At 71.5% G+C, this 20,327-nt stretch carries 21 protein-coding genes; 10 read left to right on the top strand and 11 right to left on the bottom strand.

What is annotated here, in order from left to right; all coding sequences use genetic code 11:
* Positions 1–14 precede the first annotated feature (14 nt).
* The 3 genes from OG349_RS12180 to OG349_RS12170 all read left to right on the top strand — a co-directional run bounded on the left by OG349_RS12180 (position 15) and on the right by OG349_RS12170 (position 2,919).
* Positions 15–1,529, top strand: coding sequence for a S1C family serine protease (locus OG349_RS12180; RefSeq protein WP_327234624.1), 1,515 nt, complete (start codon positions 15–17; stop codon positions 1,527–1,529).
* Positions 1,530–1,666: 137 nt separating this feature from the next.
* Positions 1,667–2,137 (top strand): sec-independent translocase, encoded by a 471-nt coding sequence (locus OG349_RS12175; RefSeq protein ID WP_327234623.1) that lies wholly within the window; start codon positions 1,667–1,669, stop codon positions 2,135–2,137.
* Between the two features lie 116 nt (positions 2,138–2,253).
* The gene (locus OG349_RS12170) at positions 2,254–2,919 is read left to right on the top strand and encodes a hypothetical protein (RefSeq protein WP_327234622.1); all 666 of its coding nucleotides are present in this window, start codon (positions 2,254–2,256) and stop codon (positions 2,917–2,919) included.
* 78 nt (positions 2,920–2,997) lie between these two features.
* Here the strand turns inward: OG349_RS12170 and OG349_RS12165 are convergent, their stop codons facing one another.
* The 3 genes from OG349_RS12165 to OG349_RS12155 all read right to left on the bottom strand — a co-directional run bounded on the left by OG349_RS12165 (position 2,998) and on the right by OG349_RS12155 (position 6,099).
* Positions 2,998–4,158, bottom strand: a complete 1,161-nt coding sequence (locus OG349_RS12165; protein WP_327234621.1) for an Mrp/NBP35 family ATP-binding protein — start codon at positions 4,156–4,158, stop codon at positions 2,998–3,000.
* Between the two features lie 65 nt (positions 4,159–4,223).
* The gene (locus OG349_RS12160; protein WP_327234620.1) at positions 4,224–4,814 is read right to left on the bottom strand and encodes a DUF1003 domain-containing protein; all 591 of its coding nucleotides are present in this window, start codon (positions 4,812–4,814) and stop codon (positions 4,224–4,226) included.
* Complete coding sequence (locus OG349_RS12155) at positions 4,804–6,099, bottom strand: magnesium transporter MgtE N-terminal domain-containing protein (RefSeq protein ID WP_327234619.1); 1,296 nt, start codon at positions 6,097–6,099, stop codon at positions 4,804–4,806. The genes OG349_RS12160 and OG349_RS12155 overlap by 11 nt, the downstream gene beginning before the upstream one ends.
* 257 nt (positions 6,100–6,356) lie before the next feature.
* On the opposite strand from OG349_RS12155, the gene OG349_RS12150 reads away from it, so the two are divergent.
* A complete protein-coding gene (locus OG349_RS12150; protein WP_327234618.1) occupies positions 6,357–7,145 on the top strand; it encodes a hypothetical protein in 789 nt (262 codons plus the stop codon).
* Between the two features lie 26 nt (positions 7,146–7,171).
* On the opposite strand, the gene OG349_RS12145 is transcribed toward OG349_RS12150, so the two are convergent.
* Positions 7,172–7,687, bottom strand: coding sequence for a hypothetical protein (locus OG349_RS12145; RefSeq protein WP_327234617.1), 516 nt, complete (start codon positions 7,685–7,687; stop codon positions 7,172–7,174).
* Between the two features lie 52 nt (positions 7,688–7,739).
* A complete protein-coding gene (locus OG349_RS12140; RefSeq protein WP_327234616.1) occupies positions 7,740–8,867 on the bottom strand; it encodes a magnesium and cobalt transport protein CorA in 1,128 nt (375 codons plus the stop codon).
* Positions 8,868–9,288: 421 nt separating this feature from the next.
* Between OG349_RS12140 and OG349_RS12135 the strand changes: the two genes are divergently transcribed.
* From OG349_RS12135 to OG349_RS12120, 4 genes are all read left to right on the top strand, one after another.
* Complete coding sequence (locus OG349_RS12135; RefSeq protein ID WP_327234615.1) at positions 9,289–9,891, top strand: suppressor of fused domain protein; 603 nt, start codon at positions 9,289–9,291, stop codon at positions 9,889–9,891.
* Positions 9,892–10,011: 120 nt separating this feature from the next.
* Entirely contained in the window at positions 10,012–10,650 is a 639-nt protein-coding gene (locus tag OG349_RS12130; RefSeq protein ID WP_327234614.1) for a DUF6758 family protein, read from the top strand.
* Positions 10,651–10,815: 165 nt separating this feature from the next.
* The gene (locus tag OG349_RS12125) at positions 10,816–11,685 is read left to right on the top strand and encodes a PHP domain-containing protein (protein ID WP_327234613.1); all 870 of its coding nucleotides are present in this window, start codon (positions 10,816–10,818) and stop codon (positions 11,683–11,685) included.
* A gap of 166 nt (positions 11,686–11,851) precedes the next feature.
* Positions 11,852–12,457, top strand: a complete 606-nt coding sequence (locus OG349_RS12120) for a MarC family protein (protein ID WP_327234612.1) — start codon at positions 11,852–11,854, stop codon at positions 12,455–12,457.
* A 120-nt stretch (positions 12,458–12,577) separates the two neighbouring features.
* Here the strand turns inward: OG349_RS12120 and OG349_RS12115 are convergent, their stop codons facing one another.
* Complete coding sequence (locus OG349_RS12115) at positions 12,578–12,730, bottom strand: hypothetical protein (protein WP_327234611.1); 153 nt, start codon at positions 12,728–12,730, stop codon at positions 12,578–12,580.
* A gap of 177 nt (positions 12,731–12,907) precedes the next feature.
* Between OG349_RS12115 and OG349_RS12110 the strand changes: the two genes are divergently transcribed.
* Positions 12,908–13,819 (top strand): NYN domain-containing protein, encoded by a 912-nt coding sequence (locus OG349_RS12110; protein ID WP_327234610.1) that lies wholly within the window; start codon positions 12,908–12,910, stop codon positions 13,817–13,819.
* A 6-nt stretch (positions 13,820–13,825) separates the two neighbouring features.
* Here OG349_RS12110 and OG349_RS12105 read toward each other — a convergent pair whose 3' ends face one another.
* Both OG349_RS12105 and OG349_RS12100 read right to left on the bottom strand, forming a co-directional pair.
* Entirely contained in the window at positions 13,826–14,731 is a 906-nt protein-coding gene (locus OG349_RS12105; protein WP_327234609.1) for an alpha/beta fold hydrolase, read from the bottom strand.
* Positions 14,732–15,594: 863 nt separating this feature from the next.
* Positions 15,595–17,448, bottom strand: a complete 1,854-nt coding sequence (locus tag OG349_RS12100; protein WP_327234608.1) for a DEAD/DEAH box helicase — start codon at positions 17,446–17,448, stop codon at positions 15,595–15,597.
* A 483-nt stretch (positions 17,449–17,931) separates the two neighbouring features.
* Between OG349_RS12100 and OG349_RS12095 the strand changes: the two genes are divergently transcribed.
* Positions 17,932–18,678: a ferritin-like fold-containing protein gene (locus tag OG349_RS12095; RefSeq protein ID WP_327234607.1), complete on the top strand. Its 747-nt coding sequence runs from the start codon at positions 17,932–17,934 to the stop codon at positions 18,676–18,678.
* 145 nt (positions 18,679–18,823) lie between these two features.
* Here the strand turns inward: OG349_RS12095 and OG349_RS12090 are convergent, their stop codons facing one another.
* The 3 genes from OG349_RS12090 to OG349_RS12080 all read right to left on the bottom strand — a co-directional run bounded on the left by OG349_RS12090 (position 18,824) and on the right by OG349_RS12080 (position 20,254).
* Positions 18,824–19,093: a hypothetical protein gene (locus OG349_RS12090; RefSeq protein ID WP_327234606.1), complete on the bottom strand. Its 270-nt coding sequence runs from the start codon at positions 19,091–19,093 to the stop codon at positions 18,824–18,826.
* A 147-nt stretch (positions 19,094–19,240) separates the two neighbouring features.
* Positions 19,241–19,468 carry a DUF3107 domain-containing protein gene (locus OG349_RS12085; RefSeq protein ID WP_161307078.1) on the bottom strand — a complete coding sequence of 76 codons (228 nt, stop codon included), beginning with the start codon at positions 19,466–19,468 and terminating at the stop codon, positions 19,241–19,243.
* Between the two features lie 144 nt (positions 19,469–19,612).
* Positions 19,613–20,254, bottom strand: a complete 642-nt coding sequence (locus OG349_RS12080) for a TetR/AcrR family transcriptional regulator (protein ID WP_161307077.1) — start codon at positions 20,252–20,254, stop codon at positions 19,613–19,615.
* Between the last annotated feature and the right edge of the window lie 73 nt (positions 20,255–20,327).

The raw sequence follows: 20,327 nt of genomic DNA, 5'->3' as shown, positions 1-20,327 counted from the left end.
GTTGCGGGGAGAGCATGGACGACGGGAAGCCCACCGGACCCAAGGCGACGTGGTGGAGCCGACCCGCGCCGGGCCGGGTGCCGGAGCAGGAGCCACCGGGGCACCCGCGGCCGTCGCACGAACCAGAGGGACAGGCGCGGCAGTCGTACGAGCCGCCGCGGCACGCACAGCCGCTGCACGAGCCTGACGCCTACAGCACTCCGCCCTACGGCGGCCCCGGCCCCTGGGCGCCCGCGCCTCCCGTACCGGTGCCGACCCCGGCGCACGGTGTGTTCCTGCCCCCGGCGGACCGCCCACGGGACGAGCAGCCCCCGGGTGGTCCGGGCGGCCCCGGCCTCCCCGGAGGCCCGCAGTGGGGCCCGTACGACCCCTGGGGCGTCCCCGGACAGCAGCCGTTCACCGACCACGGCACCCCGCCACGCCCGCGCAGGCGGATCGGGGTCGTATCGGCATTGCTGTTCGCCCTGGTCGCCGGCGTCGTCGGCGGCGCGGTCGGCGCGAACGTGGAACGCAACAACGGCTTCGCCAGCGTCGAACTCCCGCAGGCCGGCCCCGACCTCGGCGACCGCGCGCCCGACAGCGTCGCCGGGATCGCCGCCAGCGCCCTGCCCAGCGTCGTCACCCTGCACGTCAGCGGCGCCGACGAGCAGGGCACCGGCACGGGCTTCGTCCTCGACCGGCAGGGCCACATCCTGACGAACAACCATGTCGTCCAGCCGGCGGGCGCCTCCGGCGAGATCTCCGTCACGTTCAGCGGCGGCGAGACCGCGCGGGCGAAGATCGTCGGCAAGGACAGCGGGTACGACCTCGCGGTCGTGAAGGTCTCCGGCGTCTCCGGCCTCAAGCCGCTGCCGCTCGGCAACTCCGACAACGTCCGGGTCGGCGACCCGGTGGTGGCCATCGGCGCCCCCTTCGACCTCTCCAACACCGTGACGTCCGGCATCATCAGCGCCAAGGAACGCCCCATCACCGCGGGCGGGGAGAGCGGCGACGGCAGCGACGTCAGTTACGTCGACGCGCTCCAGACCGACGCCCCGATCAACCCCGGCAACTCGGGCGGCCCGCTGGTGGACAGCAAGGCCCGCGTCATCGGCATCAACAGCGCCATCCGCGCCGCCGACACCGGCGGCGCCACCGAGGGCGGCCAGGCCGGCTCCATAGGGCTCGGCTTCGCCATACCGATCAACCAGGGCAAGCGGGTCGCCGAGGAGCTCATCAACACCGGCAAGGCCGCCCACCCCGTGATCGGTGTGAGCCTCGACATGGAGTACACGGGCGACGGCGCCCGCGTCGGCAAGGAAGCGGCGGACGGCACCCCCTCGGTGGTGCCCGGCGGCGGCGCCGCGAAGGCCGGGATCCGGCCCGGGGACGTCATCACGGAGGTGGACGGCCAACGGGTGCACAGCGGCCAGGAACTGATCGTCAAGATCCGCGCCCACCGCCCCGGCGACCGGCTGGCACTGACCCTGCTGCGCGGAGGCAGGGAGCGGACCGTGAACCTGACCCTGGGATCCGCGAACGGCACCTGACGGCCACCGCAAGGTACCGCCCGGACAGTTCGGGCAGGTACCGTGGAACGGCCCGGCACCCGAGCCCCCTCAGGCCAGGACAAAAGCGTCACGGTCCGGGGCCCGGAGACCACACGGAGAACACGAGGAGCAGCTAGGTGTTCAATGACATAGGACCGCTTGAGCTGGTCACGCTCGTCGTCCTCGCCGTGCTCGTCTTCGGTCCCGAGAAGCTGCCCAAGGTCATCCAGGACGCCACCCGGTTCATCCGGAAGATCCGTGAGTTCTCCGACAGCGCCAAGGAGGACATCAAGTCGGAGCTGGGCCCGGAGTTCAAGGACTTCGAGTTCGAGGACCTCAACCCGAAGACGTTCGTGCGCAAGCATTTGACGGACGGCGACGAGGACACCTTCGGCCTCAAGGAGATCCGCAGCTCGTTCGACCTCCGCAAGGAGATCACGGACGTCGCCGACGCGGTGAACAGCCGGGAGGACGCCGCGGCGGCCAAGGACACGCCGGTGGCGGCCACGTCCTCGGTCAACGGTTCCGGGGGCACGCCGGACCTGCTGAAGAAGCGCGAAAACCCCGATCGGGACGACCGGCCCCCCTTCGACGCAGACGCCACCTGAGTACGACCAATCCCAACGAGTCGGGACCGGGTGGCTATCCTCCATCTGTCCGGCAGTGAGGCGCCCGTCGGGGGCGGGCCGCTCCGGACACCGAGATCGAGGAGGCGTCCGGGTAGATGGAGACGACGAGTCGGGCAGGGGCGCGGTCCGCGTCCAGCTCATCCACTGCCGAGGGGGTGCCAGCAGCCCGGCGTACGGTCGAAGGCTATCTGCGGGCAGCTTTCCCCTGGTACGGGCTGGACGAGGCGTTCACAGGACCCCGCTGGCTGATGCAGGTCGGCGCCGCCGCGGACGGCACGGTCCAGCACGGTTCCACCGGCCACGGCGAGGAGCCGACCATAAGGCCGGAGGGGTCGGGCGCGGACAAGGAACGCTTCGCGGTCGTCGTGACCGTCGCGGCCGGACCCGTACGCCGAACCGGTGATGGTACGGGGCATCTGGACGCCACGACCGTGTCGTCCGCGGCCTGGCTGGCCGGCTCGGGGCTGCTGGTGTCCACCTGGCCCGCGCAGCTCGACCACATGCTGCGCGACGACTGGCTGGCCCAGCAGACCGAGACCGCGTTCGAACTGGCCGACGACCTGGAGGGCGCCGACTGGTCCGCGCTCTCCCTGCCGGTCGACGGGGTGCCGACGCCCTTCCACTACCGCGAGACCGAGTTCGGCTGGGTCCTGGCCGGCTCGGCGCAGAGCGGCGTCCACATCGGCGCGTACGGGCGCGGCATGAGCGCGTACGGCCTCGGCTTCTCGGCGATCGAGGACATCACGTCGTACGCCCACTAGCGCGACGGACAACTGAGGGGCGGCTGCCACGGCAGCCGCCCCTCACCCGTGAACCCGCGTCACCACGGGCTCAGCGGCTCAGAACTTGTTCCTCGGGGTGATCCCCAGCGACATGCCCGACAGGCCCCGCTGACGGGCGCCCAGCTTGTTCGCGATCTCCCGCAGCGCCATGCCCGCCGGAGAGTCCGGGTCGGAGAGCACGACCGGCTTGCCCTCGTCGCCGCCCTCCCGGAGCCGTACGTCGATCGGGATCGCGCCCAGCACCGGCACCGTCGCGCCGGTCGTCTTCGTCAGGCCGTCCGCGACCGCCTTGCCGCCGCCCGTACCGAACACGTCGATCATCTCGTCGCAGTGCGGGCACGGCAGGCCCGACATGTTCTCGACCACGCCGACGATCTTCTGGTGCGTCTGTACGGCGATGGAGCCGGCCCGCTCCGCGACCTCGGCGGCGGCCTGCTGCGGGGTCGTGACCACCAGGATCTCCGCGTTCGGCACCAGCTGCGCCACGGAGATCGCGATGTCGCCCGTCCCCGGCGGGAGGTCGAGCAGCAACACGTCCAGATCGCCCCAGTACACGTCCGCGAGGAACTGCTGGAGCGCCCGGTGCAGCATCGGCCCGCGCCACACCACCGGCGCGTTGCCCGGGGTGAACATCCCGATCGAGATGACCTTCACCCCGTTCGCCGACGGCGGCATGATCATGTTCTCGACCTGGGTGGGCTTGCCGTCCACCCCGAGCATCCTCGGGATGCTGTGCCCGTAGATGTCCGCGTCGACGACCCCGACCTTGAGCCCGTCGGCCGCCATCGCCGCCGCCAGGTTCACGGTCACCGAGGACTTGCCGACCCCGCCCTTGCCGGACGCCACCGCGTACACCCGGGTCAGCGACCCCGGCTGGGCGAAGGGGACCTCACGCTCGGCCTTGCCGCCGCGCAGCGACGCCGCCAGGTCCTTGCGCTGCTCGTCGCTCATCACGTCCAGCGTGACGTCGACGCGGGTGACGCCCGCCACCCGGGCGACCGCCTCCGTGACGGTCCGGGTGATGGTGTCGCGCATCGGGCAGCCCGACACGGTCAGATAAATGGTCACGGCCACCGCGCCGTCGGCGCCGATCTCCACCGATTTGACCATGCCCAGGTCGGTGATCGGCCGGTGGATCTCAGGGTCGTTCACCGTCGCCAGTGCGTCGCGCACCGCGTCTTCCGCCGGGAGGACGGTTCCGTACGTGTCGGTAGCCATACCGAGATGGTACGGCGCCCGGCACCGCGGCCGGTAAGGCCGGGCACCGTCACCGGCAGGAAAGTTCAGCGGCCGGAGTCCTCGCGTTCCGGACGGCCGTCCACGGCCGGCCGCTCCCGCTGCTCGCCCAGGTCCTTCATCAGGTCCTGGAGCTCCGAACGCAGCCAGTCGCGCGTGGCGACCTCACCGAGCCCCATCCGCAGCGCCGCGATCTCCCGCGTCAGGTACTCGGTGTCCGCGATCGACCGCTCGTTCTGCACCCGCTCCTGCTCCTGCGTGACCCGGTCCCGGTCGTCCTGGCGGTTCTGCGCCAGCAGGATCAGCGGCGCCGCGTACGACGCCTGGAGGGACAGGGCCAGCGTCAGGAAGATGAACGGGTACTCGTCGAAGCGCAGCGTCTTCGGGACGGTGATGTTCCAGATCACCCACAGGATGATCACCAGCGTCATCAGGACGATGAAACGCCCCGTCCCCAGGAAGCGGGCCACCCGCTCCGAGAGCCGCCCGAAGGCCTCGGGGTCGTAGTCCGGGAGCAGCCTGCGCCGCTGCGCCCGGGGCTGGTCGAGCCGTACCCGGGACCCGCGGGTCAGCGCGGTCGACCCGGCCCGGGCCCGCTCCCTGGCGGCGCCGTCCTTCTCCGTACGATCACTCGCCACGGCCGGTCTCCTCCAGGCCGCGGCCTGTCTCCTCCACGCCGCGGAAGCCCGTCTCGCGCCAGTCGTCCGGCAGCATGTGGTCCAGCACGTCGTCCACCGTCACCGCGCCGAGCAGCGAGCCGCTCTCGTCCACCACCGGCGCCGAGACCATGTTGTACGCGGCCAGATGGCTGGTGATCGCCGGCAGCGGGGTGCCCGGGGACAGCGGCGGCAGGTCCGTGTCCACGATGGAGCTGACCAGCGTGAACGGCGGGTCCCGCAGCAGCCGCTGGAAGTGCACCGTGCCCAGGTACTTGCCCGTCGGGGTGTCGTCGGGCGGCCGGCAGACGTACACCTGCGCGGCGAGCGCGGGGGAGAGGTCCTGCTGCCGTACGCGCGCCAGCGCGTCCGCCACCGTCGCGTCGGGGCGCAGCACGATCGGCTCGGTCGTCATCAGACCGCCCGCGGTGCGCTCCTCGTACGACATCAGGCGCCGTACGTCCGCCGCGTCGTGCGGCTGCATCAGCGTCAGCAGCCGCTCCTTGTCCTCGTCGGGCAGCTCGGACAGCAGGTCGGCCGCGTCGTCCGGGTCCATCGCCTCCAGGACGTCCGCGGCGCGCTCCTCCTTGAGCTTGCCGAGGATCTCCACCTGGTCGTCCTCGGGCAGCTCCTCCAGGACGTCCGCGAGCCGGTCGTCGTCCAGGGCCGCCGCCACCTCCGCGCGCCGTTTGGGCGTCAGATGGTGCAGCACGTTGGCCAGTTCGACCGGACGCAGCCGCTCGAAGGTCGCGACGAGGTTCTCCGCGCCCTGCCCGTCCTCCTCCAGCGAGAAGCCGGTGACGGCCGACCACTCGACGGTCAGCGCCTCCCCGCGCCGCCGCAGCGCGCCGCCCTTGCCACGCCGTACGAAGACCTTGTCGATCTCCCACTCACGGCGGGCCGGGAGCTGATGGATCGCCACATCGAGGACCGTCACCTCGTCGTCGCTCTCCACCAGCCGCACGCGGCGGTCCAGCAGCTCGCCGAGGACCAGACGCTCCGTCGGCCGCTGTTCAAAGCGGCGCACGTTCACCACACCCGTGGTGATCACCTGGCCCGACTCGATACCGGTGACCCGGGTCATCGGCAGGAAGATCCGGCGCCTGCTGAGCACCTCCACGACAAGCCCGAGCAGCCGCGGCGGCCGTCGCCCGACGCGCAGCATCGCGACCAGGTCGCGCACCCGCCCCACCTGGTCACCACTGGGATCGAAGACCGGCACCCCGGCGAGGTGCGAGACGAAGACCCGAGACGCGCCTGCCGCCATCCGAGCGCCTCCTTGATCGTCCGTTGTTGTTGCGCTGCTGTTCCGCTGTCGTCCGCCGGTGTTCCGCCGACCGGGCTCTTACCCGTGATTGTCCTTCTATCCTGCGGGATTACGGGTTCAGGCTAGCCCGTCCGCGTGCGGGACGCCTGGGTGGATCCGTCCGTACGGCGTCCCCGAGGCTCCGTGTCCGACCCCTCGCCCGGCCCCGGTACGCTGCGGTCTGCCACCTCCCACCGCGTATGAGAGGCAGTGTGTACGTGACCGCTCCCATGTCCTCCGGCCGTGCCCGCAAGGCCGTGTTCTCCCTCGCGTTGTGCGCCGGGCTCGTGGCACTCCTCGCGGCGTGCAGCAGCCCGGAGGACCCGGACGCGGGGACCAACGGGGTGGGGAAGCTGACGGCGGCCGGGATCGAGAAGAAGGCGCAGGCGGCGGTGGACGGCGCGGGTGCCGTGCGGCTCTCCGGGGCCCTGGTCAGCCAGGGGGAGACGTACCGCCTCAACATGCGCCTCAAGGAGAACGGCGGCACCGGGTCGGTGACGTCCAAGGACGACACCTTCGAGCTGTTGCGCATCGAGGACGAGCTGTTCCTCAAGGCCGACGCCGGTTTCTGGACGCACGAGAGCGACGCGGACGGCAAGGAGAGCGCCGCGCCCAGCACGAGCGACACCGAGGCGGCGGACAAGCTCCAGGACAAGTACGTGAAGGTGCCGAGGGAGGACCCGTCGTACAAGCAGCTGCGCGGTTTCACCGACATCAAGGTGCTGCTCGGCGGACTGCTGTCGCTTCACGGCGAACTGACGAAGGGTGACTACAGCAAGGTCGGCGGCATCCGCACGATCAAGGTCATCGCCGGCAAGGGCGCGGGCGGCACGCTCGACGTGTCGCTGGTGGGGGTGCCGTACCCGCTCCAGCTGATGCGGGCGGGCGGCGCGGGGACGCTGACGCTGACGGACTGGGGCAAGGAGTTCACCCTGGAGGCCCCGCCCAAGGGGCAGACGGTCGACTACGGCAGCGACCTGCCGGAGTCGTCCTCCTCGGGCGGCTGACGGGCCGTCCGGCGCGCGGGACCGGCTCAGCGCCCGGCGCGCTTCCGGCGCGGGAAGAGCAGCCGTCCCAGGGCCGCGGGGACCGGCTGACGGGTCGTCGCCCCGGTCGGCAGCGGCGCGGCCGCCAGCGAGCCGTCGGGCAGGTCCCGCAGTACGTCACCGGGCGTCAGCCGCAGGACCCGGCACTCGCGCGCCCAGCGCTCCGGCATCACCTCGGCGTCGGGCGCGTTCAGCCGCTTGCCCTTCAGCTCGGCGACGGCCGCCTCCCACTCCTCCGAGCGCGGTACGAGTTCGGCGACGGCCGCCGTCCAGGCGACCAGCCGGCCGCCCTTGTCCTTGCTCCGTACGGTCACCTCGGCGGCGGCCCCGTCGGCGAGACCGGGCAGGGGCTGCTCGCCCGGCCCGTCGCCGACGAGGTACAGGGCGCCTTCGTGCCACACGTACCAGAGCGCCCGTTCCGGACCCGAGCCCCGCACCCAGACGATGCCGGACTTCTTCGTGGCCTCCTCGACGAGCGCCTGGCCGAGCAGTGGTTCAGTCATGCGCCGCAGCTTAGACGGACCGGCAACCGGAGCGTCCGGGGGCGGGTACGGCTCAGAGCCAGCCGTTGCGCTTGAGGGAGCGGTGGATCGTCAGGCAGACCACCCCGATCGCGACCAGCACCATCGGATAGCCGTACTTCCAGTGCAGCTCGGGCATGTGGTCGAAGTTCATGCCGTAGATCCCGCAGACCGCCGTCGGGACGGCGATGATCGCCGCCCAGGAGGTGATCTTGCGCATGTCCTCGTTCTGCGCGACCGTCGCCTGCGCCAGATTGGCCTGGAGGATCGAGTTCAGCAGCTCGTCGAAGCCGATGACCTGCTCGTGCACCCGGGCCAGGTGGTCCGCCACGTCGCGGAAGTACTTCTGGATGTCCGGGTCGACCAACCGCATGGGCCGCTCGCTCAGCAGCTGCATCGGCCGCAGCAGCGGCGACACCGCCCGCTTGAACTCCAGCACCTCACGCTTGAGCTGGTAGATCCGCCCCGCGTCCGAGCCGCGCGGCCCCGCAGCCTTCGACGGCGCCGAGAACACGTCGATCTCGACCTCGTCGATGTCGTCCTGCACGGCCGCCGCCACCGCGACGTACCCGTCCACCACATGGTCGGCGATGGAGTGCAGGACGGCCGAGGGCCCCTTGGCCAGCAGCTCCTCGTCCTCCTCCAGGCGGTGGCGGAGGGTGCGCAGCGAGCCCTTGCCGCCGTGCCGGACGGTGATGACGAAGTCCCGGCCCGTGAAGCACATCACCTCGCCGGTCTCGACCACCTCGCTCGTCGCGGTCAGCTCGGTGTGCTCGACGTAGTGGATCGTCTTGAAGACGGTGAACAACGTGTCGTCGTACCGCTCCAGCTTGGGCCGCTGGTGCGCGTGCACCGCGTCCTCCACCGCCAGCGGGTGCAGCCCGAACTCGGCCGCGATCCCGGCGAACTCCTCCTCCGTCGGCTCGTGCAGGCCGATCCAGGCGAAACCGCCGCTCTCCCGCACCCGCAGCATCGCCTCGTGGGGCGTCACACACGGGTCCTTCTTCACCCGCCGGCCGTCGCGGTAGACGGCGCAGTCCACGACCGCGGTCGACGCGGAGGGGTCACGGGTGGCGTCGTACGTGTCGTACTTGCCGTAACTGGCACTGGTCTTGCGCAGGGACGGGCGGACCGCTGCGCGCAGGTCACGAATCATCGACATGGCGGGCTCCTTCACGGAGAGGCCGTCGGCGAGGCGTGGCACAGCCCGGAATGGGGACGTGATGCGTACGTCCGCAAAGCGGGCGGTACCGCGGGGTCGCGGGAACGGCGTTCGCTACAGACAGGCGAGAAAAAAGGGAGCTGAAGCGCTCTTCCGTCGTGCGAACTGCCGCGGACCCGAAAAGGGCGGGGCCTCAGATCACAGAGGAAAGGAAAGGTGCGGAAGAGCGGCTGGTACTGGCCGGGTGACTTCGATCCACCGCAGCCCCACCTCCTCCGGCCGGTCCCCCGTGGGGGACGACGTGTGTCGGGACTTGAGAGACACGCTTCTGCGTGCTGTCCCTACCGGCGGCCAAGACTATCAGCTGACGGCGGGCCAATAGATCCTCTTGCCCGTTCCTGACGCGATCTATGCTCCCCGCATGGGAGAAATACTTGCTCGGGTCGAGGCCCACCTCAAGGCCGCTCTGGGCGAACCGGACGCGCGCGCGGCGGTGACCTTCCTGGGCACGGACCGCTTCGAGGTGCTGCGCTTCCTGGATTCCCCGGGCGGCGGCGGTGACGTTGTGATGCGGTACGCGACGCTCGGTATGTCCGCCCAGCCGATGGGAGACCCGGCGCAGATGCTCGCCGACCCGGTGAAGGGGCCGCGGGCGGAGCTGGTCCTGTCGGTACGGGCCGGGCTCGCCGCCACCGACCAGGTGCTGCGCCCGCTGGCCGTACTGGCCGCGTCGCCGCAGGTGGAAGGGGTCGTCGTGGCCCCGGGCGCCTCGCTGGACGTCGGCGGGCCGCTGTGGCCGGGGGCGCCGTTCCACTCGGTCCTGGTGGGGGAGCCCGGCGGGCTGGTGGCGGATCTGGCGCTGGACGCGCCGCTGGAACCGGTGCGGTTCCTGCCGCTGCTGCCGATGACGGTGAACGAGGCGGCGTGGAAGCGGGTACGGGGGGCACGGGAACTCCAGGAGCGGTGGCTGTCCCGGGGCACGGACCTGCGTGATCCGCTGCGCCGGTCGGTCGCGCTGGACTGACCTGCCTGGCTCGAACCCGACGGTCGGCGAACCGCCCGTCCGCGGTGACGGGGACCTCTCCCGTACCGGCCAGGTGATCGTCCTTGACGGGGCGTCGAGCGGGGAGGACCGTGGGGCGCTATGAGGGGCGAACCCAGTTGCCCGAAGTGCGGTGGCCGGATCAGGGCGCCCGGCCTCTTCGCCGACTCGTGGGAGTGCGGCGCGCACGGCGCGATCCAGCCGCTCCAGCCGGTGATACCGCCCAGCGTCGAAGCGCTGGGAGTGGTGGTGAACCGGGCGCGCGTCCCCGTCTGGATGCCCTGGCCCCTGCCCGTCGGCTGGCTCTACACCGGCGTCGCCTTCGCGGGCGACGACCGCAGCGGCGGACGCGCCACCGCCGTCGCCTGCTCGGGTCCCGCGCCACTCGGCGGGGTCGGGGAGCTGCTGCTCGTCGCCGAGGAGCTGGGAGTGGGGCTCGGGGCGCGGTACGCCGGGATCGGCGGCCCGGACCCGGGGCCGCGGATACGGGTCGACCGCCCGCCGCACGCCAAGCTGCTGGCCGCCGGGCGGCCCACCCCGCTGTGGCAGGTGGACGGCGCCCCGGGCGACCGGGCGGTGTTCGCGGGGGAGGCGCTGGGGCTGTGGCTCTGGGCGATCGTCTGGCCGGAGCAGTCGGGGCTGCTGCTGTACGACGAGCTGGTGCTGACGGACCTGCGGGACGCGGGCGCGGAGGTGGAGCTGCTGCCGTGCGGGGCGCTGTCGCCGAGACTGCTGTCCTGACGGGGCCTCTGTCCTGACGGGGCTTCCCTCCGGACGCCTGTCCTGAGGGGGCTTCCCTCCGGACGCGGCTTTCCTCCGCATCCGGAACCGGGCGTTCGAATCCCCCGTCGCCCCCGTTATCCTGGAGCGTCCCCCAGCCCGTCCCGAGCCCCGGAGTCCCGCGTCGTGCGCATCGACCTGCACACCCACTCCACCGCCTCGGACGGTACGGACACCCCCGCCGAGCTGGTCCGCAACGCCGCCGCCGCCGGACTCGACGTCGTCGCCCTGACCGACCACGACTCCACGCGCGGCCACGCCGAGGCGATCGCCGCGCTCCCCGGCCTGGACCGGGACCTGACCCTCGTCACCGGCGCCGAACTCTCCTGCCGGATCGACGGCGTCGGGCTGCACCTGCTCGCGTACCTCTTCGACCCCGACGAGCCCGGGCTGCTGCGCGAGCGCGAGCTGGTACGGGACGACCGCGTCCCGCGCGCGCGGGCGATGGTCCGCAAGCTCCAGGAGATGGGCGTCCCGATCACCTGGGAGCAGGTCGCGCGCATCGCGGGCGACGCCTCCCTGGGCCGCCCGCACATCGCCACCGCCCTGGTCGACCTGGGGATCGTCGAGACCGTCTCCGACGCGTTCACGCCCCAGTGGCTCGGCAACGGGGGCCGCGCGTACGCCTCCAAGCACGAACTGGACCCCTTCGACGCGATCCGCCTCGTCAAGGCGGCCGGCGGCGTCACCGTCTTCGCCCACCCGCAGGCCGTCACGCGCGGCGCGGTGGTGCCGGAGTCCGTGATCGAACGCCTCGCCGCCGCCGGACTCGACGGCATCGAGATCGACCACATGGACCACGACGCGCCGACCCGCGCCCGGCTGCGCGGCCTCGCCGCCGACCTGGGGCTGCTGGGCACGGGGTCGAGCGACTACCACGGCACCCGGAAGTTCGTGGAACTCGGCGCGTGCACCACCGATCCCGAGATCTACGGCGAGATCACGCGGCGCGCCTCGGGCGCCTTCCCGGTACCGGGCGCGGGCGGACGCCCGTAACGGAGGACGCGGGACGCGTAACGACGCTCCCGGCGCCATGCCCGTACCACCGCACCCCCACACCACACCTCTCACCGCACACCCGCGCCCGGCCCCGCCGTGCTCTCCTTCTCCACCCACCCACCGGACAGGCCCGACGGCCCGTCACTCCCGCTAGGCCCTCACCGTGTTCGACCTCGCCATATTCGGCTCCCTCTTCCTCACCCTGTTCGTGATCATGGACCCGCCCGGGATCACGCCGATCTTCCTCGCCCTCACCTCGGGCCGGCCCGCCAAGGTCCAGCGCAACATGGCCTGGCAGGCGGCGGCCGTCGCCTTCGGGGTGATCGCGGTCTTCGGCGTCGCCGGCCAGCAGATCCTGGACTACCTGCACGTCTCCGTGCCCGCCCTGATGATCGCCGGCGGCCTGCTCCTGCTGCTCATCGCGCTCGACCTGCTGACCGGCAAGACCGACGAGCCCAAGCAGACCAAGGACGTCAACGTCGCCCTCGTACCCCTGGGCATGCCCCTGCTCGCCGGTCCCGGGGCGATCGTCTCCGTCATCCTGGCCGTGCAGCACGCGGACGGCGCGGCGGCGCAGGTCTCCGTCTGGGCGGCGATCGTGGCGATGCACGCCGTGCTCTGGGTGACGATGCGGTACTCGCTGGTCATCATCCGGCTGATCAAGGACGGCGGGGTGGTGCTGGTGACCCGGCTGGCGGGGATGATGCTCTCGGCGATCGCCGTGCAGCAGATCATCAACGGCATCACCCAGGTCGTCCAGAACGCCTGAGCACACAGCAGCGCCCCCGTACGGGTGATCCGTACAGGGGCGCTTTCACAAGGCGTCGGTCGTCAGGCGTCCGTCGTGCGTGGTCGGTCGTCGCGCGGTGGTCCGGGTATGGGGTAAGTGTTACGAGGCCGAGGTCTCGGCCGGTCGGATGTAGATGCGCTGCCCCATCGCTGCGGCCTGCTGCACGATCCGATTGACGGAGGCGGCGTCCACGACGGTCGAGTCCACTGCGGAACCGTCGACATCGTCAAGACGCATGATTTCGAAGCGCACGCGCTTCTCCCTTCGTCTGATCCTCCTGCTGGAGAACTATGGATGGCGGGCTTGCCCGCCGTTGCTTACAAGAGTCTGCAACGGCTTGCCCTCTGCAAACATTCCCTACGCTAAGGAAATTTTTCGGGTGGCTAACTACTGGCGGGTACGGTGCGGTCCACGGAGAATGAAGCGCGTATGAACGAGGCAGAGATCAATCCAGAGCTCCACGACATCGGCGCCCGTCTGGAGCGCACCAACGAGCTGCTCCAGCGCATGCTCGCCGAGGTCGCCAAGACCCCGTCCACGCATGCCATCTTCGTCGACGCGGGTTACGTCTATGCTGCGGCCGGGTTGCTTGTAGCGGGCACGGAAGACCGGCGGTCCTTCGACCTGGACGCCGAAGGCATCATCGAGGCCTTCATCGACAAGGCCAGGATCATCTTCGCGGACAGCCGGCTGCTGCGCGTCTACTGGTACGACGGGGCCAGACGGCGGATCCACACCCCGGAGCAGCAGTTCATCGCCGAGCTGCCGGACGTCAAGGTCAGGCTCGGCAACCTGAACGCGAACAACCAGCAGAAGGGTGTCGACTCGCTGATCCGCACGGATCTCGAATCGCTCGCCCGGCACCGCGCCATCAGCGACGCCGCGCTGGTCGGCGGCGACGAGGACCTGGTGTCCGCCGTCGAGGCCGCGCAGGGGTACGGGGCCCGGGTCCACCTGTGGGGCATCGAGGCGTCCGAGGGGCGCAACCAGGCGGAGCCGCTGCTGTGGGAGGTCGACAGCCAGCGCACGTTCGACCTGGACTTCTACAAGCCCTTCGTCACGCGGCGCCCGGTCACGACGTACGAGCACGAGGGCGATCCGCCGCCCTCCCGCGACCAGGTGCGCTTCATCGGCGCGCAGATCGCGGCGACGTGGCTGGCGGAGCGGGGGCGGATGGCGATGGGCGAGCTCCTGCCGGGCCATCCGTACCTGCCGGGGCCGGTGGACCAGGATCTGCTGATCGAGGCGGAGAAGCTGCTCCAGCGGTCGCTGCGGGGGCATTCCATGCTGCGGCGGGCGCTGCGGGACGGGTTCTGGCAGCACCTCCAGTCCAACTACTGACGCTGTCTAGTACGCCTCGTCCCAGAAGTCGGCGAGCGCCTTGGCCGTCGCGGCCGGGCGGTCGGTGTTGGGCGAGTGCTGGGCGCCCGTGATCACGGTCCTGCGGGCGCCGAGCCGGACGGCCATCGAGTCCAGCCAGGCCACGGGCCAGGTGTCGTCGTGCTCGCCCGACATCACGTGCTTGGGCAGCGGCTGTACGGCGGCCAGCTCGGCGACCCGGTCCGGCTCCGAGCACAGCTGCCGCCCGGCGGCGATCAGCTGGGTGGGGTGGGTGCGCAGCCAGCGGCGGCGCAGGTCGGTGCCGTCCGTGGGGGTCTCCTCGGTGGGCGCGTCCATCGCCCGCATCGCCTGCCACACGTCCTCCATGGACATGGTGGTGAGGGCGTCGCGGAGCAGCTTCAGCTTCTCCCGCTGGGCGGGGGCGACCTCGGCGGGGCCGGAGGACAGCAGCGTCAGGGAGCGGAACGGGGTGCGGTCGAGGAGGACGGCGGCGCGGGCGAGGTGTCCGCCGAAGGAATGGCCGAGGAGGTGGACGGGGACGCCGTCTGTGCCCTTTGCGCCCTTTGTGCCTTTCGCCCCGAGCGCCTCGGCCTGCGCGAGGATGTCGGCGGCCAACTCGCCCTGGGCGTACGCCTCTTCGGTGTCGGGCCCGTCGGTCTCGTACTGCCCCCTGCCGTCCACGGCGACGACCCGGTACCCGGCCTGGGTGAGGGGCTCCAGCAGCGCGATGAAGTCCTCTTTGCTGCCGGTGAATCCCGGGACGAGCAGCGCGGTGCCCTGCGGGGTGCTTTGCGGGGTGCTTTGCGGGGTCCCGGCGGGGTGCGCGTCGAGCACGGCGAAGCGGCCGCGGCGGGTTTGGAGGTGGGTGCGGTGGGCGCAGGGTGGGGGCGTCCAGGTGGGGGGCCGGCTCATGTCCTTGAGGCTAGCCCGTTGGGCGCGGCGCGCTTGGCCTGGCGGCCGTGCTTTTGGGGCCGGTGGGCCGCGCGTTCTCGGTGACCGGGTTGCGGTTCGTGTTGTCCTCAATCGCCGGACGGGCTTGGTTGTGCCCGCTGCGGGCCGGTGGTTTGGGTGCGGGTTGTTGCCGGGGGCCGGGCAGGGGTCGTGTCCTGCACTGCATGTTTTACGTCGCGTTCGGGGACTTCGGACATTCACGGTAGTCACGCGACACAAAACACGCTTTACGTTCCGGACACGACCCCTGCCCGTCCCCCTTCCAGGCCCGCGCCAAAACAACCCCGGCCCGCCCCGGCGTTGGAGGGCACCAGGGGCGCCACCCAGCCCGTCCGGCGTTTGAGGACATCGGTAACCCGCACCCGCGCACCGCGCAGGGGCACACCCCAGCCCGTCCGGCGCTTGAGGACATCGGTAAGCCGCGCTCGCGCACCAGGCAGGGGCACACTCCAGCCCGTCCGGCGATTGAGGACGTTGGTAAGCGGCACTGTCCACCGGGCAGAGGTGAGGCGCCCCGGGCCGGCGGGGTCGTTGAACTCACCCTCGGCGTGAGGGGGGTGGGGTCGGAGGAGGTGCGTGTGTCCGGACGTAAAGCGTGTTTTGTGGCGCATGACTACCGGTGAGCTATACGAGTCCCTGAGGCGCCGTAAAACATGCAGTCCGGACATACGTACCTCCGCAGGCCCCACCCCCCGTCACCACGACAAACCCAGCCCGTCCGGCGATTGAGGACATCAGTAAGCGCAACCAAACGCACCGGGCAGACGCCACAAACAAGCCCGTCCGGCGATTGAGGACAAGCAGGAAGCGCAACGAACACCCGCTCAGGCGTCCGGCGCCTCCACCGCCACCTTCGCCCGAGTGCGCCTCCGCGGCTTCGTCTCGGGGGCCACGGCCTCCGCGACAACGGCCTCCACAGCTACGGCGTCCGCAGGCTTCGCGGCGCGCGTACGGCGGCGTCGGGGCTTGGCCGCAGCCGCACCCGCGCCCTCCGGCTCCGGCGCGGACAGGGGCTCCGGCGCGGACACGGGCTCCGGCACCGTCACCGGTGTCGCCGTCTGGAACGTCGCCTCCGGGACCGCGTCCGCCGCGCGAGTGCGGCGACGGCGCCGCGGAGTACGCGCCTCCGTCGAGGCGACCGCGTCCGGCGTCTCCAGCACCACGGCCGTCTGGAACTGCGGCTCAGGCGCCCGGGTAGGCGGCGCCAACGGCTCCAGCCGGACCCGGGGTTCCGAGGACGCCCTGCCGCGGGCCGAGGAAGGGGCCTTCGCCGCGACCTGGACCGGGGCCGAAGCCTCGGCCGGGGCGGAGGAAGCGGAGGAAGGGGCCGCGACCACGACCGCCTCCGCGTCCGAGCCGCCACGCGTACGGCGACGCTGCCGCGGCGTACGCGTACGCGCGGGGCGCTCCTCCCGTACCGCGGTGGCGACCGCCGCCGCAGGCGACTTGCGGCCGCGGCCGCCCGTCTCGCCCAGGTCCTCGACCTGCTCCGCCGACAGACCCGCGCGGGTCCGGTCCGTACGGGGCAGGATGCCCTTCGTGCCGGCCGGGATGTTCAGCTCCTCGAACAGGTGCGGGGACGTCGAGTACGTCTCCGGCGGGTCCGGGAAGCCGAGGTCCAGCGCCTTGTTGATCAGCTGCCAGCGGGGGATGTCGTCCCAGTCCACGAGCGTCACGGCGATCCCGGACGCTCCCGCGCGGCCGGTGCGGCCGATGCGGTGGAGGTACGTCTTCTCCTCCTCGGGCGACTGGTAGTTGATGACGTGCGTCACACCTTCGACGTCGATACCGCGCGCGGCGACGTCCGTGCAGACCAGCACGTCCACCTTGCCGTTGCGGAAGGCGCGGAGCGCCTGCTCGCGGGCGCCCTGGCCCAGGTCGCCGTGGACCGCGCCGGAGGCGAAGCCGCGCTGGGCGAGCTGGTCCGCGATGTCCGCCGCCGTGCGCTTCGTACGGCAGAAGATCATCGCGAGGCCGCGGCCCTCGGCCTGGAGGATGCGCGCGACCAGCTCCGGCTTGTCCATGGAGTGGGCGCGGTAGATCCGCTGGGTGGTGTTGGCGACCGTCGCGCCCGCGTCGTCCGGCGACGTGGCGCTGATGTGCGTCGGCTGCGACATGTACCGGCGGGCCAGCCCGATGACGGCGCCCGGCATGGTCGCCGAGAACAGCATCGTCTGGCGCTTGGGCGGCAGCAGCTGGATGATCCGCTCGACGTCGGGCAGGAAGCCCAGGTCGAGCATCTCGTCGGCCTCGTCCAGGACGAGGGCGCGGATGTGGGAGAGGTCGAGCTTCTTCTGGCCCGCGAGGTCGAGCAGCCGGCCCGGGGTGCCGACGATCACGTCGACGCCCTTCTTGAGCGCTTCGACCTGGGGCTCGTACGCCCGGCCGCCGTAGATGGCGAGCACGCGTACGTTCCGCACCTTGCCGGCGGTCAGGAGGTCGTTGGTGACCTGCTGGCACAGCTCGCGGGTCGGCACGACGACGAGCGCCTGCGGCGCGTTCGTGAGCTTCTCGGGGGCCGCGCGGCCCGCTTCGACGTCCGCGGGGACGGTGACGCGCTCCAGGAGGGGGAGACCGAAGCCCAGGGTCTTGCCCGTGCCGGTCTTGGCCTGTCCGATGACATCCTTGCCGGACAGGGCGACCGGGAGGGTCATCTCCTGGATGGGGAACGGGGACATGATGCCGACGGCTTCGAGTGCTTCTGCCGTCTCGGGGAGGATTCCGAGGTCTCGGAAAGTCGTAGTCAGGGTGCTGCCTCTTCTGTGAGACGCGACGCGAGGCGAACGCTGGGGGTCGTACCGCACCTGGGTACTCGGCCGGCCGTGGATTGGCCGGATGGCGCGGGACCACTGCCGTCGCTCGAGCGCTCGTGCCGCTGAGGGGGCCCCTCATCTGGGAGTCGTGCGCACCTGTGCGTACGATTCCGCGCGGAGGGCGGTCGGGGCGGAGCCGATCGGGCCACCGACCGGGCATCCTCGTAAGGCCTGGCCGCGGGGGATCCCACAGTCAGACACTGCGATGGCCCGCCGAATACTCGGCAGGCGCATTACCACTGTACCCCGGAATCGCGCACATGTGTCGGGCGAATTCGTCGGAACGGTGGGGTGGCCGTGTCCGACCGGCCCCTTCCGGGGTGCGCGGAGCGGGCTATTGTGCGGTCCATGGAGACGCCCGACAACGCCACCGCGCCCGTAGCGGCAGCCCAGGAACCCACCGGAATCGCCGCCCAGGACTGGGAGACGGCCTCCACGGAGCCGCAGTACCGCGCCGCGGTCGTGGATCTGCTGGGAGCGCTCGCGTACGGCGAGCTGGCGGCCTTCGAACGGCTCGCCGAGGACGCCAAGCTGGCGCCGACGCTGGCCGACAAGGCGGCGCTGGCCAAGATGGCCGCCGCGGAATTCGGCCACTTCGACCGGCTGAACGACCGGCTGCGCGCGATCGACGCCGAGCCGACGGAGGCGATGGAGCCGTTCGCCAAGGCGCTCGACGACTTCCATCGCCAGACCGCGCCGTCGGACTGGCTGGAGGGCCTGGTCAAGGCGTACGTCGGCGACTCGATCGCCAGCGACTTCTACCGGGAGGTGGCGGCCCGGCTGGACACGGACACCCGCGCCCTGGTGCTGGCGGTCCTGGACGACACGGGGCACGGGAACTTCGCCGTCGAGAAGGTACGGGCCGCGATCGAGGCGGAGCCGCGGGTGGGCGGGCGGCTCGCGCTCTGGGCGCGGCGGCTGATGGGTGAGGCACTGTCGCAGGCGCAGCGGGTCGTGGCCGACCGTGACGCGCTCTCGACGATGCTGGTGGGCGGGGTGGCGGACGGGTTCGACCTCGCGGAGGTGGGGCGGATGTTCTCCCGGATCACGGAGGCGCATACGAAGCGGATGGCCGCGCTTGGCCTGGCGGCCTAGGTTCGGGGTGTACGGCGGGTCGTTCCGGGTGCGGCGCGGGCCGGGGGTGCGGTGCAGCCTGCGGCCGCGGTGTCCTCAATCGCCGGACGGGCTTGAGAGGGCCCCGACAGGTTTGAGAGGCCCCGACGGGCGTGAAATGGCTGCCTCAGGACGGCATGGCTTCCCGGTAGCGCCGTCGTGCCGGGCGCAGCAGCAGGGAGACCACCACCGCTCCCACCGTCGCCGCGCCCGCCAGGGTCGGCAGGGCGTGGCCCGGGCCCAGGGCCATGTGGGTCAGGTAGGCGCCGAAGACGGTGCCCAGGGTGCCCGCGAGGAACACCGTGCGGCGGGCCGGAAGCCGGTGCGGCAGGAGGTGGGCCGCGGCCCACGAAAGACCGAGTCCGAGCAGGACCGAGACAAGAGCTTCCGAGACCACTGCTGTTCACCTCACGACGCCGGGAGTGGGTCTTACGATCATGCGAAACCGCTGACCCGTCACTACCCGCGGTGAGCCGAACACAACCCTCGCAGCGCGAAGGCCCGGCGGAACCCCGCCGGGCCTTCCCGTCACTCCTGCCGAAGGCTAGAGCGCGCCGAATCCGACGCGTCGTGTCGCCGGCTCACCGATCTCCACGTAAGCGATCCGCTCGGCCGGTACGAGGACCTTCCGCCCCTTGTCGTCCGTGAGGCTGAGCAGCTGCGCCTTGCCGGCGAGCGCGTCGGCCACGGCGCGCTCGACCTCCTCGGCGGACTGCCCGCTCTCCAGAACGATCTCGCGGGGCGTGTGCTGCACGCCGATCTTGACCTCCACCGCTATGTCCCTCCGAACGGTCAGTGCGTTGCGCGGCGAGCCGCGCTGTACGCAGCACACATTAGCCCGGAGAGACCATCGGAAAGGCGCCGGACGGGCACGCCCGCAGCGAACACGGGACGCCCGCCGCGGGGACGCCCCGGGTCAGTGCTGCTCGCTGCCGTGCAGCGGGAAGCCGGCGATGCCGCGCCAGGCCAGGGAGGTGAGGAGCTGGACCGCCTGCTCGCGCGGGATCGCGGACTCGCTGGAGAGCCAGTAGCGGGCCACCACCTGGGAGACCCCGCCCAGGCCCACGGCCAGCAGCATGGACTCCTCCTTGGACAGCCCGGTGTCCTCGGCGATCACGTCCGAGATCGCCTCGGCGCACTGGAGGGCGACCAGGTCGACCCGCTTGCGCACCTCGGGCTCGTTGGTCAGGTCCGACTCGAAGACCAGGCGGAACGCGCCGCCCTCGTCCTCCACGTACGCGAAGTAGGCGTCCATCGTCGCCTCGACCCGGAGCTTGTTGTCCGTGGTCGACGCCAGCGCCGTACGGACCGCCTGGAGCAGTGACTCGCAGTGCTGGTCCAGCAGGGCCAGGTACAGCTCCAGCTTGCCGGGGAAGTGCTGGTAGAGGACGGGCTTGCTGACGCCCGCGCGCTCCGCGATGTCGTCCATCGCCGCCGAGTGGTAGCCCTGCGCGACGAATACCTCCTGTGCCGCGCCCAGCAGCTGGTTGCGTCGCGCGCGGCGCGGCAGACGGGTGCCTCGCGGGCGTGCCGCCTCGGTCTGCTCTATGGCTGTCACGCCGCCTCCCAAAAATTCGTTCTGTGCGCGCGGTGCGCCGCGCCGCCATCGTACTTTTGGGCAACGGGGCGGC

Origin of the sequence: Streptomyces sp. NBC_01317 (assembly GCF_035961655.1) — a bacterium.
Taxonomy (GTDB): domain Bacteria; phylum Actinomycetota; class Actinomycetes; order Streptomycetales; family Streptomycetaceae; genus Streptomyces.
Note: the sequence above shows the minus strand (reverse complement) of the source record. Positions and strands in the feature narration are given on the sequence as shown.

Excerpts from the sequence above, each read along its gene's own strand:
- OG349_RS12180 (WP_327234624.1), top strand. The coding sequence starts at position 15 with ATGGACGACGGGAAGCCCACCGGACCCAAGGCGACGTGGTGGAGCCGA.
- OG349_RS12170 (WP_327234622.1), top strand. The coding sequence starts at position 2,254 with ATGGAGACGACGAGTCGGGCAGGGGCGCGGTCCGCGTCCAGCTCATCC.
- OG349_RS12165 (WP_327234621.1), bottom strand. The coding sequence starts at position 4,158 with ATGGCTACCGACACGTACGGAACCGTCCTCCCGGCGGAAGACGCGGTG.
- OG349_RS12155 (WP_327234619.1), bottom strand. The coding sequence starts at position 6,099 with ATGGCGGCAGGCGCGTCTCGGGTCTTCGTCTCGCACCTCGCCGGGGTG.
- OG349_RS12145 (WP_327234617.1), bottom strand. The coding sequence starts at position 7,687 with ATGACTGAACCACTGCTCGGCCAGGCGCTCGTCGAGGAGGCCACGAAG.
- OG349_RS12140 (WP_327234616.1), bottom strand. The coding sequence starts at position 8,867 with ATGTCGATGATTCGTGACCTGCGCGCAGCGGTCCGCCCGTCCCTGCGC.
- OG349_RS12135 (WP_327234615.1), top strand. The coding sequence starts at position 9,289 with ATGGGAGAAATACTTGCTCGGGTCGAGGCCCACCTCAAGGCCGCTCTG.
- OG349_RS12130 (WP_327234614.1), top strand. The coding sequence starts at position 10,012 with ATGAGGGGCGAACCCAGTTGCCCGAAGTGCGGTGGCCGGATCAGGGCG.
- OG349_RS12110 (WP_327234610.1), top strand. The coding sequence starts at position 12,908 with ATGAACGAGGCAGAGATCAATCCAGAGCTCCACGACATCGGCGCCCGT.
- OG349_RS12105 (WP_327234609.1), bottom strand. The coding sequence starts at position 14,731 with ATGAGCCGGCCCCCCACCTGGACGCCCCCACCCTGCGCCCACCGCACC.
- OG349_RS12100 (WP_327234608.1), bottom strand. The coding sequence starts at position 17,448 with ATGTCCCCGTTCCCCATCCAGGAGATGACCCTCCCGGTCGCCCTGTCC.
- OG349_RS12095 (WP_327234607.1), top strand. The coding sequence starts at position 17,932 with ATGGAGACGCCCGACAACGCCACCGCGCCCGTAGCGGCAGCCCAGGAA.